This window comes from Kiloniellales bacterium, assembly GCA_030064845.1.
Taxonomy (GTDB): Bacteria; Pseudomonadota; Alphaproteobacteria; order Kiloniellales; family JAKSDN01; genus JASJEC01.
On record JASJEC010000047.1, the window covers coordinates 1 to 13,392 of the forward strand.

Below are 13,392 nucleotides of genomic sequence, written 5' to 3' on the forward strand. Positions count from 1 at the left end.
GGAGAATCTCGAGCAGTTCTCCTACAGCGCGGAACTGATCGGCGAGACACTGCACCGCCTTCATGCGAGCGGCCACGCCGGGAGCTGGTGCGCTTCGGCGGACGACGGCACCAGCTTCGGCCCCGGCTGCTCCTGACGGTCGGAGCCGCCCCGCAGCTGAAAGTCACCGCCCGGGTAGCTTGCCGTTGTGCTCGGTCGTGACCTGGAGCATGGCGGGGCGCGCGGCGATGTGGAACTCGCAGGACCGAACGGCGGTATGGTGATCGCAGAGTATTGAGCGATGAAACGCCGAGCGCGGAGGATAAATCGAATGTTCCTCAAAGGACCCCGAAGATCGTGTCGCGTGTAGCACCGTCTCATCACCGCCGGGGAACTCTATCCTTTTGCGGCCATCCGATGGAAAGTGCTATATGAACCGCCATGGAAGCCTTCGGATGCCTGGATGCAACAAGCCGTTCCTCGGTTTCGATTGTTGTTCCTGCCTATAACGAAGAAGCCGTCCTTGAGACATTTCACCAACGGCTGACGGCGGTTCTGGAGCAGTTACCGCTTCGGTCCGAGATCGTCTACGTCAACGACGGTAGCCGGGATACGACGCTCGAAACACTCTATCGCTTGAGGGAAGGGGATCCGCGGGTCACGGTGCTCGATCTTAGCCGAAACTTTGGAAAGGAAATCGCGCTCACGGCCGGCATCGATCATTCTATCGGGGATGCCGTCGTCGTGATCGATGCCGACCTACAGGACCCGCCAGAGCTTATTCCAGAGCTGATCGCACCTTGGCGCGAAAGAGGTGTCGACGTCGTTTATGCCAAGCGCAAGACGAGAGCGGACGACGCGTGGCTGAAGAAAGTAACTGCGGTACTTTTCTACAAGTTGATGCTTCGCGTCGGCGAAGTGCCGATTCCCCCAGATACGGGAGATTTTCGGCTGCTCAGCCGCCGGGCGGTGGAAGGCGTCAAAAGGCTTCGCGAACGCCATCGTTTCATGAAGGGTATTTTTGCGTGGGTCGGCTTCAGCCAAGAGGCAATCGCTTATGATCGAGATCGACGCTATGCCGGTAACACAAAGTGGAACTATTGGAAGCTGTGGAACTTGGCCATAGAAGGCATCACCTCGGCTACTACCGCACCGCTTCGTCTGTCCAGCTACATGGGCCTGCTCATTGCTTTACTGGCCTTCTTGGGCGGTGTGTGGATCATCATAAAAACAATTATCTTTGGTGATCCCGTACAAGGCTGGCCATCAATGATGGTGGTCATCCTGTTCTTGGGCGGCGTCCAAATGGTTGTCTTGGGAGTTATGGGCGAGTATCTGGGTCGTTTATTCAACGAATCGAAAGGCCGGCCACTTTATTTATTGAATGATGCTGCCCCCTCGGAGCTCGCTCAAATGGAAAAGGAACAGTTTGAGACGTCTGCCTCAGTGTCGCGACCGCCTCAGGGTGCGCAATGACGTCGGGTGCGTGCGGCGCAGCATATACCGCCTTGTATTCTCAAAAGTCATATGTGCAGGTCGCTTTATGATATGTAACTTTTGCTGAACATTCGGCATGAGATACGGCCAGTCGACTTGTCGAAGAAGCTACGCTTGGTCGAAGCTCTACCAGGAAGAAATCCAAACCAGTTGGGCCTTGCAATTCTCATCGCCACTTTCTACTCACTCAACCCTAAAAAGTTCCGCGCACTAGGAGAGGCGCTTATTGTCTAAAACTGGGGTAATGCAGCGCGGGGAGGCATCTCGAGGATGGCCGGATTGACAGATGTTGTTCAAAGAAGCATGAGGCCTTCATCTGATGTGTCCGTATTCATCCTATTGCTGGCCGTGACCGTCGTCGTAAGACTGCCATTCTTCTTTCCAGCCGTTGTAGATTGGGACGAGAGCACTCTCATTTTAATGGGGCAAAACATATTGGATGGAAGGCTGCCGTATCTGGAGCTATGGGACATCAAGCCTCCCTTATCGTTTGTCACTTTTGCGTTGATTATCGGTGTTTTTGGGGACAGTATAGTTTCTGTACGAATTGGTGGCCTAGTCTTCCTAACAGGAACGGCTTTCTTAATTTATCTGGTTGGAAAATCCATCTGGAATCGCAGGGCAGGATTCCTCGCTGCCATTTTATGCATTGTATTTGTCAGCATGACGCGGTCGGGTCAGGCCACCATGACCGAAACGATCGCAATGCTTCCTTTAGTTGGCGCACTAGCTCTCCTATGCGAGAAGAAACATACGATCAGCGTATTGTTCGCAGCCGGTTTTCTTATTTCCGCGGCGGCCATGATTCGATTGAACCTGGCTTATGTCGCCGTACTGGTCGGCTTCTATTTGGCGATTAATATGATCCGGCGCTCAAATTCCAACTTTTATGCCGGACTTTGCGCCTATGTTCTGGGTGGATTTTTTCCAGTAACGTTGCTGTTTTTCCCCTATTTAGTGCTTGGGCACAGCGATTTGTGGATCTCATCGGTCTTCTTGGCCCCGCTGAACTATAGCGGATCAGGTTACACGTTTCTCGAGGGTCTCCAATTGCTGGTAGAGAATGGGTTCAGCACAAATGGAGCCCTTTGGGTGACTTTTCTGGCCGGAACCATTTGGTTAGTAAGTATCCGAAGCCAGCTTTCTGACGAGCAAAGGCAGGGCATAATTCTGATCGGCGTTTTTCTATTCGGAACTGCCTACTCCGTTGTATCAAGCGGCGCTGCACATCAACACTACCTGATTCAAGTTGTCCCCTTTTTTTCGCTCATTGCCGGCGCTTTTATCGACCGCCTGGCGATCGCACGTTACCGTCTTCCAGTTCTCCTGGTTTTTGTGTTGACCGTCCTTGTTTCTTTAAGATCCTTAGCGCTGCCATACTGGCACGTTGCTGAACGCTGGGCTTCGGGGCAGCCACTTATGTTTGGGCCGGCATTCAAGATATCGGCTTTCCTCAAGGAAGCGAATCCTGACAAGAAGCCAGTGTACTTGATGACCGACCATATTGTTTACTGGCTTACCGAAACAAAGCCCCTGACAAGGGCTACGACGCACCCGTCCAACATCGCGAAGGAGTTCATACTGGAATCCTTCGCTGGGCGAGGCGCATCGACAAACAGCGAAATGGCAAGGGTGCTTAAAAACAAACCGACATTCATCGTGAAAAAGCATCGTGAATGGTACCTGTCTGACAAGCCTGAAGCACGTCGAATGCTAAATGTTCACCTTCAAAGGCATTACAGGATCTTAGCCGTCATCGATGGGCGGTACATTTTTGGGCGAAAATTTGCGGAATGAGTGCTGAAGAGCAACTTCAGCCGCATATCGAGCGCGGGCGAGTCTTGATCAAGAGTACCGCACACCGCCAGCCTGAGCCCCCTGGGCGGAGAGCTTTTCATGTTGCCTAAGACGATGCAAACGCTGGAACTTCTTGAGTCGCTCCTGATAGAAACCTTCCTCTCGCCAGAGGGCGATGCCCTTCTGATTAGAGGTCGGGCAGTTTTCGAGCGGCCCCAGGTCGTGGCACTGGGGTCGCCCCGTGCCCGAAAAGCTCAGCAGAATGTCGTCACCCCGGCCTAGTGTCCTTGGATCCTCAACCCCAAGGTAGGCCATGAGATCGAAGATCCGCCGGACGTGACTTCGGGTGAAGGCATAGGCGCGGTTTAACACATCCACCTCCCCGGAGTAGTTGAACAAACCTCTCTCCAGTTTGAATCCCCCGCCCTCGACTGTGATCTTTTCCCCCCAGACTCCGTGCGGAACTCTGGGCTCGGCGACGATCTGGTCCACCAGCATATCGATCTGTTTTGAGGTCAGAAAAAGGTCGTCATCGATGCAAACGAAATACTCGCCTCCGCATTCCCTGGCGATACACCAACGTTTAACCGGCTCCCACCTTTCGGTCTGTTGCACGACCTCCAGAACCTCCGGTGAGGGGTCGATATAATTCAGGATATTGATCTCGGGATTGTTGTTACTAAGAATGATTCGGCCACATGACCGGGCATTGACGATGGCGTCCAGCATACGTTGGATGTTCTGTGGGCGTGCATAGCTGAGGATAATGAAGGTCGCGCTGGGCGCGCACTCTTGCTGGCTACTGGCTTGCATCATGCACCGTCTTCCGAATCCCTAGAAATTCGGCCCCACAAAATCCGATGACCAAGAATTTGTAGGAGATTGTCATCTCGCGGTCCATGTAGCAATCGCAGCACGATTCCAATGTCCTAAGCATTACCGCCCCGGCAGCTTGCCGTTGTGCTCGGTCGCGACCTGGAGCATGGCGGAATCGTCATGGTCGGCCAGGGTCTCCGCGGCCAGCCGGTACCAGGCGTAGGCGGCCTCGCCGACCGACAGGCCGGTCTGGAACGCTTCCGCCATGCCGAGGCAATAGCGCGAGTCCTTCTCCCTCAGGCCGATGGCGAGGCCGAACTGATCGGCGAGGCGGCCCTCGGCCATGGGCCGGATCATGCGCTTGACGTGGGGGCTGGCGCAGGGCCCGGTCTCGACCGCCGCGATCAGCGTTTCCGTGTCGAGCTTCAGCTTGCGCGCGAGGTGCGCCGCCTCGGCGATCGAGGCGATGTGCACGGCGCCCAGCAGGTTGTTGATCAGCTTGAAGGCGGTGCCCGTGCCGACGGGGCCGAAGTGCAGGATCGAGGCCGAGACCGCCTCCAGCATGGGCCGCGCCCGTTCCAGGTCCTCCTGGGCCGCCCCGACCAGCAGGATCAGGTCGCCGGAGGCCGCGGCCGAGGGCGGACCGTTGACCGGGCAGTCCAGATAGGCGCAGCCGCGCGCGGCCGCCGCCTCGGCCAGGCGGCCGACGTGCTCGTGCGAGATCGTGCTGCACTCGATGGCGAGCGCATCCGACGCCGTGGAAAGAGCGCCGTCCTCGGCGAGCCACAGGCGTTCCGAGGCCTCGTCGTCGGCCACCATGGAGAAGACGGCGTCGGCCCCGGCCGCCGCCTCGGCGGGCGAGGCCGCGATCCTGGCGCCCTTAGCCGCCAGGGGCTCCGCTCTCTCCGCCGAGCGGTTCCAGACCCGGAGCTCGTGTCCCGCCCCGAGCAGGCAGCCGGCCATGCCGCTGCCCATCTTTCCGAGCCCCAGGAACGCAATCTTTGCCATTAGCCAATTCTCCTTATCCTTGCTTCGCAGTCAGTTTACCGGACCACGGCCGGGCTGCCAGTGAAGCGGCTCAGGGCCGGGTGCCGTGGCGCAGCATGTGCCACCCGATGGCGAGTCGGTCCTGGATCCAGAGCAGGTAGCTGAGCACCGCCCAGAGGCTGAGCGCGCCCAGCGCATAACCGGCGACCCGGGCGATCCCGCCGATGCGCGTGGCGATCCGGTCGCGGGAGGCGGCGAGGCCCGCCGCACGGGCCTCGAACTGGGCCGCCTGGGCGCGGAAGGCGTCGGCCAGCGGGCGCAGCTTGTCGAACTCGTCCTGCGCCCGCTCGATCGAGGCAGAGATCTTTGCGAACTCGGCTCGCGGCTTGGCGAAGGCCTTTTTGAGACCGTCATTGATGTTCCTGTTGACCTTGGCCAGCACGTTCACCTTCGGAAAGCAGGAGCCGATGTTGAGCTTCTCCTTGATCTTCAGGTTCGGCTTGCACTGTTTTAGGTTCAGGAACGGCACGTTGAAGGCCGGAACGTTGATCCTGAACGAGGTCAGCGGTTCGACGATTGCCGTGACGCTGTTTTGGACTTTTGCAGCCTCGGCCCGCACGATCTGGGTGCCTTTCTCGACGCTTATCGCAGCGGTGCGGGCGTGACCGGCCAGGTTCTCGGCGTCCGCGATGAGCTGGGTGACGGGCGGCCTCAACTCGGTCTCGATCGCTGTCCAGAGCGCGGTGGAGGCCCAGCCGATCCCCGCGACGAACAAGACAGGCAGGACGCAGTTGACGAGCATGGCGAAGCCGCGAAGTCGGATCATGAGAAGTCTCCCCTCTTGTCGTTTCGCCGGCATCCCGGAACGAGGGGCACCGGCATTATAAGCCTGGGATCGGCGAGAATGCCGGGCGCGCGGCGCCACGGCACCGGCCGCGCCCGCGGTGGACACTCACTTCTCGATAGCAGACCTTGAGGGCGATGGGATGATTGAACGAGCTAGCAGGGTGCTGAAAAACGCCTGAGCCCTTGATCACCCTCATCCTTCGACAAGCTCAGGATGAGGGTGAGTGGCTGAAACATTTCGCCCTCACCCTGAGCCTGTCGAAGGGTGTTGGTGCCGGCTAGGCACTTTCTCAGCACCCTGCTAGAGCATGATCCGCCCTAGGATGCGGCGCGCTTCAGGCGAAACGCTCCGGGCCGATCCACTGGGCCTCGGAGTAGCGGTCGCCCTGGGCCCATCCGATCGGCAGCGCTTGCTCGACCCGCGCCAGGTCCGCGTCGGAAAGGCCGAGTTGGGTGCCGGCGGCGAGCTCCCGCAGGTGCGCCGGGGAGCGGGTCCCCGGGATCGGGATGACGTGGGGCCCCCGATGCAGCAGCCAGGCGATCGCGAGCGCCGCCGCGCTGGTTCCCATCTCGGCGGCGAGCGCGCGGAACCTGTCGCTCTGCCGCAGGTTCGCGGGCAGGTTCTCGCCGTTGAAGCGCGGGTTCACTTTCAGGAAGTCCGACTGGGCGACGCTGTCGGGGCTCGGCGGCCGGTCGGTCAGCAGCCCGCGGCCGACCGGCGAGAAGGCGACGAGCGCGGTCCCAAGGTCCGCGCAGTTCTGCACCAGGCCCACCTCCGGCGACCGGGTCGATAGGGAATACTCCGACTGGACGGCCGCGACGGGGCGCACGGCGGATGCCCGGCGGAGCGAGGCGGGCGCGATCTCCGAGAACCCGATGCTTCTGGCCTTGCCCGCCTTGACCAGGCCGGCCAGCGTCTCCGTGACCTCCTCGATCGGGCGGCTCGCTTCGCGACGGTGGACGTAGAAGAGGTCGACGGAGTCCAACCCGAGGCGCTTCAGGCTGCCGTCCAGTTCGCCTTCCAGATGGGCCGGCGAGTTGTCGAAGCAGCGCTTTCCCGTATCGGGGTCGCGGGTGATTCCGGCCTTGGTGGCGATCGTGAAAGGCGAGGGGCCGCCGTGCTCGGACAGGAACGCGCCGATCACCTCTTCCGACAGGCCCCGGCCGTAGACGTTCGAGGTATCGATATGATCGATGCCCAGCTCGAGCGCGGTCCGCAAAACCTCGAAGGAGGCCTCCTTGGTGGTCGGGCCGTAGAAGGCCGTGAACGACATGGCGCCGATACCGATCGCCGAGACGGCGGGGCCGCCTCTGCCGAGTGCTCGCTTCTGCATCCCGTTCTCGCCGCCTCCGGTTCCGCCGTCCCCTGCGCCCGCCGTTATAGCGGCCGCGCGCGCGGCGAGAAATAGCCGGCAGCCTTCAGGCCCGCTTGAGATCCTCGTCGGAGTGCCCGGTCCTGAGCGCGGCGAGCCCGTCGCCCAGCGCCTCGACCGCCCGGTCGATATCGGCTTCCGTCGTGAAGCGGCCGAGCCCGAGGCGGACCGAGGCGTTGACCTCCTCGGGGCCGAGCCCCAGGGCCTGGAGCACGTGGGAGGGCTCCTGACTGCCCGAGCCGCAGGCGGAGCCGGTCGAGGCGGCGACGGCTTCGGCCGCGATCAGCCAGTCCTCGCCGTGGACGCCGGGGCAGCGGAGGTTGAGGTTGCCGGGCAGGCGCGGGCCGAGCGCGCCGTTGACCGCCAGGTCCGGGATTCGGGCCCGGAGTCCCGCCAGCAGCCGGTCGCGCAGCGCCTCCGTCGCCGGCGCCTCCGCCGGGAGTTCCTGGCGCGCGATCCTGGCCGCCGCGCCCAAGCCGACGGCGAGCCAGACCGGCACGGTGCCGGGCCTGAGGCCGCGCTCCTGACCGCCGCCGAAGCTCCGCGGCGCCAGCGCGGTGCCGGTCCTCAGGTAGAGCGCGCCCACGCCCATGGGCCCGTGCATCTTGTGCGCCGAGAGGCTGAGCAGCGAGACGCCGAGCGCCCCGACGTCGACCGGGATCTTGCCGGCCGCCTGGGCCGCGTCCGTGTGGAAGGTGATGCCCCGTGCCCGGCAGAGCGCAGCCAGCTCCGCTACCGGCTGGACCGTGCCGATCTCGTTGTTGGCCAGCATGACCGAGACCAGCGCCGTTTCCGGGCGGAGCGCGGCTTCGAGCGCCCCGGGGCCGACCAGCCCCTCGGAATCCACCGGCAGCAGGGTCAGGTCATAGCCCTGGCTTTCCAGGTGGCGGCAGGCGCCGAGCACGCAGGGGTGCTCGATCGCCGAGGTCACGATGTGGCGCTTGCCCGGCACGGCCGCGGCGTGGCCCAGGATCGCCAGGTTGTTGGCCTCGGTCGCGCCCGAGGTGAAGAGGATCTCCTCGGGACCGGCGCCGATCAGCGCCGCGACCTCGCGCCGCGCCGCGTCGAGCGCCTGGGCCGCCTGCCAGCCGTAGCGGTGGGTCGACGAGTGGGGATTGCCGCCGCCCCCGTCCAGGAACGCGTCCATGGCCGCGCGCACCCGCGGGTCGAGCGGCGTGGTCGCCTGGTAGTCGAGGTAAATCTGCGGGCGATTGGTCATGGGGTGTGTTCTGCCTTGGAGGACTTCTTCAGCAGGCTGCAAGACTTAGGAATTCTTGATCGACGTCATCCTTCGACAAGCTCAGGATGAGGGTGAGCGTCTGAAACATATTACCCTTACCCTGAGCCTGTCGAAGGGTGATGGCGCCGACTAGGCACATCTACTTTGGCCCGCTATCCAAGCGCCGCCAGGCGCCGCGCCTGGCTTTCCTCGGGCCAGTACGCGCTCCGGCGGTAGAACGCGTCCACGGACGGCATGTCGGGCGGCAGGATAACCCAGGGCTGTTTCGAGGCCGTGAAGATGTGGATGTCCGGCGGCACCCGGTCCGGCTCGTCCAGGGTGCCGACGCGCAGGAAGGCGATGGCGTTGCCGGCGCCGGCGTAGTGGCTCCAGAGCGCGACCTTGCAGGCCGGGCAACGCAGGATCTTCTGGCCTTTGCCGCTCTCCGAGGGCGTCATCACGGCCTCGGGCCGGCCCTGCAGCAGGGACAGGCGATCCGTCTCGATCAGCGCGTTGATGACGAAAGCCGAGCCGGTCTCGCGCTGGCACCAGCGGCAGTGGCAGCAGTGCACGAACATCGGCGGGCCGGTCATGCGGTAGCGCACCGCGCCGCAGGTGCAGCCACCTTCCAAGGGTGCGAAGTCTTGATTCACGGTTGGCCTGATCCGCTGGTCCGAGAGTCCGTCTTGCCGCGGCGCCAGGGCGGCCGAAAAGGGGTGAAACAAAGCGCCTCGAACGTCATATTGCTGCAAGGACTTTGCATCATACCTGAAAGCATGGTCGGACGCGCCCCGCGGATTACCAGCGCGGGTCGCAGATCGCTCGAGGGCCGCACGCCGACCAGTTCCGAAACAAGGGGAGGGAAGCATGTCGTGCACGGGATGTAATGAAGTCTCCTTCGACGAGTTCGACGAGATCAACTACCCGAGGCCGGAGACCTCCGACTTCGCCGATATCGTCTCGCGCCGTGGCTTCCTCGCCAGGGGCGCGGCTTTCGGGCTCGGCGCCTTCGTGCTCGGCTCCTCGGCGCTGACGCCGGTCTCGGCGCGCGCGGCGAGCCGCCTCGGCTTCGAGGCCGTGGCCGCCAACGGCCTGGACACGGTCACTCTGCCCGAGGGTTACAGTTGGCAGATCGTCGCCCGCTGGGGCGACCCGCTCTGGTCCGACGGCGTGGAATTCGATCACGCCACGCGCGGCACGGGCGAGAGCCAGGAACGGGCCTTCGGCGACAACACCGACGGCATGGCGCTCTTCACCAAGGACGGCCGCAACATCCTGGCGGTGAACTGCGAGTACACCAACCGGAGCATCATCTACGGCGCGCGCGACAGCAAGTTGCCGGAGACCGTGGACGACGTGCGCAAGGGCAAGGCGGCCCACGGCGTCAGCGTCTTCGAGATCGCCCGGAAGGACGGCCGCTGGTCGATCGTCAAGGACTCGCCCTTCAACCGTAAGATCACGGCCGACTCGCCGATGGAGATCACCGGCCCGGCGCGCGGCCACGCCCTGCTCAAGACCGCGGCCGATCCTTCGGGCACGAAGTCGCTCGGCACCTGGAACAACTGCGGCAACGGGCGCACGCCCTGGGGCACCTACCTGACCTGCGAGGAGAACTTCAACGGCTACTTCTCGAGCAGCGACGAGAGCAACGAGCCGAGCGCCGAGCTCAGCCGTTACGGCGTCGGCAACAAGGACTGGGGCTACGCCTGGGCGATGGCGGACGAGCGCTTCGACATCTCCAAGCACCCCAACGAGCCCAACCGGGCCGGTTACGTGGTCGAGATCGATCCCTTCGATCCGGCCTCGACGCCGAAGAAGCGCACGGCCCTGGGCCGCTTCAAGCACGAGAACGCCGAGCTGGTCGTGGCGCCGGACGGCCGGGTCGTGGTCTACCTTGGCGACGACGAGCGCGGCGAATTCCTCTACCGCTTTGTCAGCGACGGCCGCTACACCGTGGGCGGCGATAACCGGGACCTGCTGGAGAGCGGGACGCTCTTCGTCGCCAAGTTCGACGACGATGGCCGAGGCCGCTGGATCGCGCTGACGCCTGAGGCGACCGGCATGAACAGCCAGGCCGAGATCTGCATCCATACGCGCCAGGCCGCCTCGGCGGTCGGCGCCACCACCATGGACCGGCCCGAGTGGGTCGTCTCCAATCCGCGCAAGGCCGAGGTCTACTGCGCGCTGACCAACAACAAGAACCGGGGCAGGAAGCCGAACAAGGGCGGCGACCCGACACCGGTCGGCGGCCCCAATCCGCGCAAGCAGAACCTCTATGGCCAGATCGTGCGCTGGATGCCGGACCAGGGCGACCACGCGGCGGCGGGCTTCGACTGGGACCTCTTCGTCATGTGCGGCAACCCGACAGTCCACAAGGACGCCAACGCCGGGTCGAAGAACGTCACGCCCGAGAACATGTTCAACTCGCCCGACGGCCTCGGCTTCGATACCACCGGGCTCTTGTACATCCAGACCGACGGGAACTACAGCGACGCCAAGGGCTTCGCTGGCATGGGCAACAACCAGATGCTGGTCGGCGATCCGGAGACCGGCGAAATCAAGCGCTTCATGGTCGGGCCGAATGCCTGCGAGGTCACCGGCATCACCTGGAGCGCCGACCGCCGGACGCTCTTCGTCGGCATCCAGCACCCGGGCGAAAAGGACGTCGAGAGCCACTTCCCCGACGGCGGCAACACGACGCCGCGCTCCTCCGTGATCGCCATCACGCGCGACGACGGCGGTATCCTCGGCTGACGGCCGAGGTGACCAGGAAGGTTAACGGGGAGCGCGCGCCGCAATTCCCCTCGGCCCCGAATTGCTCTAGAATTGAGGGGTCGAAAAGGTGCCGTGGTTAACGCTCCGGCGCCGGGGGCGGGGGTAGAACGGGGGAGATCAGCCATGCCAAAGCTCGGACGCTTTTTCGCCGCGGGTCTCTTCTGCGCCGCGCTCGGCGCCGTTCCGGAGAACGGTGTGCGTGCCGAAGGTCCCCATCAGGACGTCTCGCCGACCCGTACGACCCAGACCGCCCAGAGAACCGAGGAAGAGCAGGACTGCCGCGAGTTCCAGCAGACCATCATCATCGCCGACCAGGAGGTCGTCGCCTTCGGTGTCGCCTGCCGCCAACCCGACGGGCAGTGGGAGGTGCAAAGCATGGAAGACTACGTCCCCGTCGAACGGGAGCGGCGGGCGCAGGACCAGGACGACCCCAGCGCCTCGGAGGTCAGCCTCTCGACCACCGGCGGGCTCTCCGCTCAGGGCCTCCAGTACGACAGCGGCGCCGGGGGGATGGCCTTCGACGGGCTCTTCGTGCGGCCGATCTCCCTGGTTGGCACCATCGTCGGTTCGATGATCTTCGTGCTCACCCTGCCGTTCAGCGCGATCAGCGGCAACGTCGACGAGGCGGCCGACACCCTGGTCATGGAGCCGGCGCGCTTTACCTTCACCCGCTGCCTCGGCTGCTGGCCGAAGCGCTTCTGACGGACCGGCCTCAAGCCGCCGCGCGGTAGCCGGCGCGGCCTTCCGGGTCCGCGAATCCGGCGGCCGCCACGTCGCGCATCACGACGGCGAGAAGGTCGCCGCGCCCGGACTTGGCCAGGGAATCGGCCAGGATCATGAAGAAGAGGTCGCGCTGGGCGTCGCTGCCGCCCATCTGCCAGAGCATGCGCCGGGCCGGCATGAGCGCGGCGATGACCGCCGCGTGGTCGCCCTCGCGGTGGGCGACGGCGGCCTCCGCGGCCGGGATCACCGCGGCCCGATAGCGCGGTCCCAGGGTGCCCTGGTCGTCGGCGGCGAAGGCGCGCATGGACTCGATCAGCCGCGCGGCCTCGGCGAAGCGCCCGGCGGCGGCCAGGATCACGGCGAAGTGGGCGCTGGTGAAGGCGCTGGTGTGGTCGTCGAGGCGCGCCAGGGCGATCTCGGCCAGCTCGTCCCAGCGGTCGCCCACGTCGATCCCGCCGAGCTCGAGGCGCAGCAGCATCGAGGCGCCGTTCTGCAGGTCGATGTAGAGGTCGGGCACGGCCTTCAGCAGAGGATGCGCGCGGTTGCGCACCCAGGCGTCGTAGATCTCGACCACCGCCTCGGGCTCGCCCCGCTCCAGGTGGAACAGGCAGCGGTGCCACCAGAGATGCAGCTGCATCTGGTTGGCCTCGCCCCAGTTGTCCTTGAGGCCGTCCAGCCAGGCGACGCCCTCGTCGTGGCGGCCCTGCATGATCAGGACGTGGGCGACCGCGTGGGTGCCCCAGACGTCGCTCGGGTCGATCTCCACGGCCTGGCGCCCCAGCCTTTCCGCCTCTTCGTAGCGGTGGGTCTCCTCCAGGTCGAAGGCGCGGCACGACAGGTGGATGCCGTAGCCGGGCACGCGCTCGTTCCAGTGGGGCGCGACCCGCGCCGAGATGTCCTCCGACCAGGCCATCTCGCCGAGCCAGAACAGCTCCATCTGGCTGAGCCGCTGGGCGAGCAGGTCGGTCGGGTGGTCTATCAGGACCTGCTCGTAGCAGGAGACCGCCTCGGCGATGCGGCCCGCGGCGGCGGCTTCCATGGCGCTCAGGTAGAGCCGCTCGCGCGCGGTCATGTCCGCGGCGCGGGCCTGGGCCACGGCCAGGGACTCAGCAACCTTGCCGCCATAGGCGGCGTTGCGGGCGCCGAGGAGCAAGAGGCCGTTGACCACCTGGGCGAAGCCGAAGTCGGGGTCGGCCGTCAGCGCCGCCTTGATGTCCGGCATGACCGCCGCCTTCCAGTGCAGGAAGCCGTGGACCGCGCCGTCGAGCGCCTTGGCCGCCTCGGCGCTCCCGGTGGTCATCGCGTGGCCGCGTTCGTCTTGGAACATAGCTCTCCCTTCCCGGGCGGCCGAACCGAGCGCCCGTCGGCCGCCTTGCTTTC

General features: G+C 64.3%; 11 protein-coding genes. 4 read left to right on the forward strand and 7 right to left on the reverse strand.

The window, feature by feature from the left end:
• Window positions 1–420: 420 nt before the first annotated feature.
• Together QNJ67_15430 and QNJ67_15435 are read left to right on the forward strand one after the other, a co-directional pair.
• Entirely contained in the window at window positions 421–1,455 is a 1,035-nt protein-coding gene (locus QNJ67_15430; protein MDJ0610367.1) for a glycosyltransferase family 2 protein, read from the forward strand.
• 291 nt (window positions 1,456–1,746) lie between these two features.
• Window positions 1,747–3,273: a glycosyltransferase family 39 protein gene (locus QNJ67_15435; GenBank protein ID MDJ0610368.1), complete on the forward strand. Its 1,527-nt coding sequence runs from the start codon at window positions 1,747–1,749 to the stop codon at window positions 3,271–3,273.
• 48 nt (window positions 3,274–3,321) lie between these two features.
• On the opposite strand, the gene QNJ67_15440 is transcribed toward QNJ67_15435, so the two are convergent.
• The 6 genes from QNJ67_15440 to QNJ67_15465 form a co-directional block, all read right to left on the reverse strand.
• Window positions 3,322–4,089: a hypothetical protein gene (locus QNJ67_15440; protein ID MDJ0610369.1), complete on the reverse strand. Its 768-nt coding sequence runs from the start codon at window positions 4,087–4,089 to the stop codon at window positions 3,322–3,324.
• A gap of 120 nt (window positions 4,090–4,209) precedes the next feature.
• Window positions 4,210–5,097, reverse strand: coding sequence for an NAD(P)-dependent oxidoreductase (locus QNJ67_15445; GenBank protein MDJ0610370.1), 888 nt, complete (start codon window positions 5,095–5,097; stop codon window positions 4,210–4,212).
• A gap of 70 nt (window positions 5,098–5,167) precedes the next feature.
• Window positions 5,168–5,902, reverse strand: a complete 735-nt coding sequence (locus tag QNJ67_15450; GenBank protein MDJ0610371.1) for a hypothetical protein — start codon at window positions 5,900–5,902, stop codon at window positions 5,168–5,170.
• A 355-nt stretch (window positions 5,903–6,257) separates the two neighbouring features.
• The gene (locus QNJ67_15455; protein ID MDJ0610372.1) at window positions 6,258–7,256 is read right to left on the reverse strand and encodes an aldo/keto reductase; all 999 of its coding nucleotides are present in this window, start codon (window positions 7,254–7,256) and stop codon (window positions 6,258–6,260) included.
• A gap of 85 nt (window positions 7,257–7,341) precedes the next feature.
• Window positions 7,342–8,514, reverse strand: coding sequence for a cysteine desulfurase family protein (locus QNJ67_15460; protein ID MDJ0610373.1), 1,173 nt, complete (start codon window positions 8,512–8,514; stop codon window positions 7,342–7,344).
• A gap of 173 nt (window positions 8,515–8,687) precedes the next feature.
• On the reverse strand, window positions 8,688–9,167 hold the full coding sequence (locus QNJ67_15465; protein ID MDJ0610374.1) for a GFA family protein: 480 nt from the start codon (window positions 9,165–9,167) through the stop codon (window positions 8,688–8,690).
• Window positions 9,168–9,381: 214 nt separating this feature from the next.
• Between QNJ67_15465 and QNJ67_15470 the strand changes: the two genes are divergently transcribed.
• Window positions 9,382–11,268, forward strand: a complete 1,887-nt coding sequence (locus tag QNJ67_15470; GenBank protein MDJ0610375.1) for a PhoX family phosphatase — start codon at window positions 9,382–9,384, stop codon at window positions 11,266–11,268.
• Between the two features lie 144 nt (window positions 11,269–11,412).
• Complete coding sequence (locus QNJ67_15475; GenBank protein ID MDJ0610376.1) at window positions 11,413–11,991, forward strand: hypothetical protein; 579 nt, start codon at window positions 11,413–11,415, stop codon at window positions 11,989–11,991.
• A 10-nt stretch (window positions 11,992–12,001) separates the two neighbouring features.
• Here QNJ67_15475 and QNJ67_15480 read toward each other — a convergent pair whose 3' ends face one another.
• Entirely contained in the window at window positions 12,002–13,339 is a 1,338-nt protein-coding gene (locus tag QNJ67_15480; protein ID MDJ0610377.1) for a tetratricopeptide repeat protein, read from the reverse strand.
• Between the last annotated feature and the right edge of the window lie 53 nt (window positions 13,340–13,392).

Excerpts from the sequence above, each read along its gene's own strand:
- QNJ67_15460 (MDJ0610373.1), bottom strand. The coding sequence starts at position 8,514 with ATGACCAATCGCCCGCAGATTTACCTCGACTACCAGGCGACCACGCCG.
- QNJ67_15450 (MDJ0610371.1), bottom strand. The coding sequence starts at position 5,902 with ATGATCCGACTTCGCGGCTTCGCCATGCTCGTCAACTGCGTCCTGCCT.
- QNJ67_15455 (MDJ0610372.1), bottom strand. The coding sequence starts at position 7,256 with ATGCAGAAGCGAGCACTCGGCAGAGGCGGCCCCGCCGTCTCGGCGATC.
- QNJ67_15475 (MDJ0610376.1), top strand. The coding sequence starts at position 11,413 with ATGCCAAAGCTCGGACGCTTTTTCGCCGCGGGTCTCTTCTGCGCCGCG.
- QNJ67_15440 (MDJ0610369.1), bottom strand. The coding sequence starts at position 4,089 with ATGATGCAAGCCAGTAGCCAGCAAGAGTGCGCGCCCAGCGCGACCTTC.
- QNJ67_15435 (MDJ0610368.1), top strand. The coding sequence starts at position 1,747 with ATGGCCGGATTGACAGATGTTGTTCAAAGAAGCATGAGGCCTTCATCT.
- QNJ67_15470 (MDJ0610375.1), top strand. The coding sequence starts at position 9,382 with ATGTCGTGCACGGGATGTAATGAAGTCTCCTTCGACGAGTTCGACGAG.
- QNJ67_15430 (MDJ0610367.1), top strand. The coding sequence starts at position 421 with ATGGAAGCCTTCGGATGCCTGGATGCAACAAGCCGTTCCTCGGTTTCG.
- QNJ67_15445 (MDJ0610370.1), bottom strand. The coding sequence starts at position 5,097 with ATGGCAAAGATTGCGTTCCTGGGGCTCGGAAAGATGGGCAGCGGCATG.
- QNJ67_15480 (MDJ0610377.1), bottom strand. The coding sequence starts at position 13,339 with ATGTTCCAAGACGAACGCGGCCACGCGATGACCACCGGGAGCGCCGAG.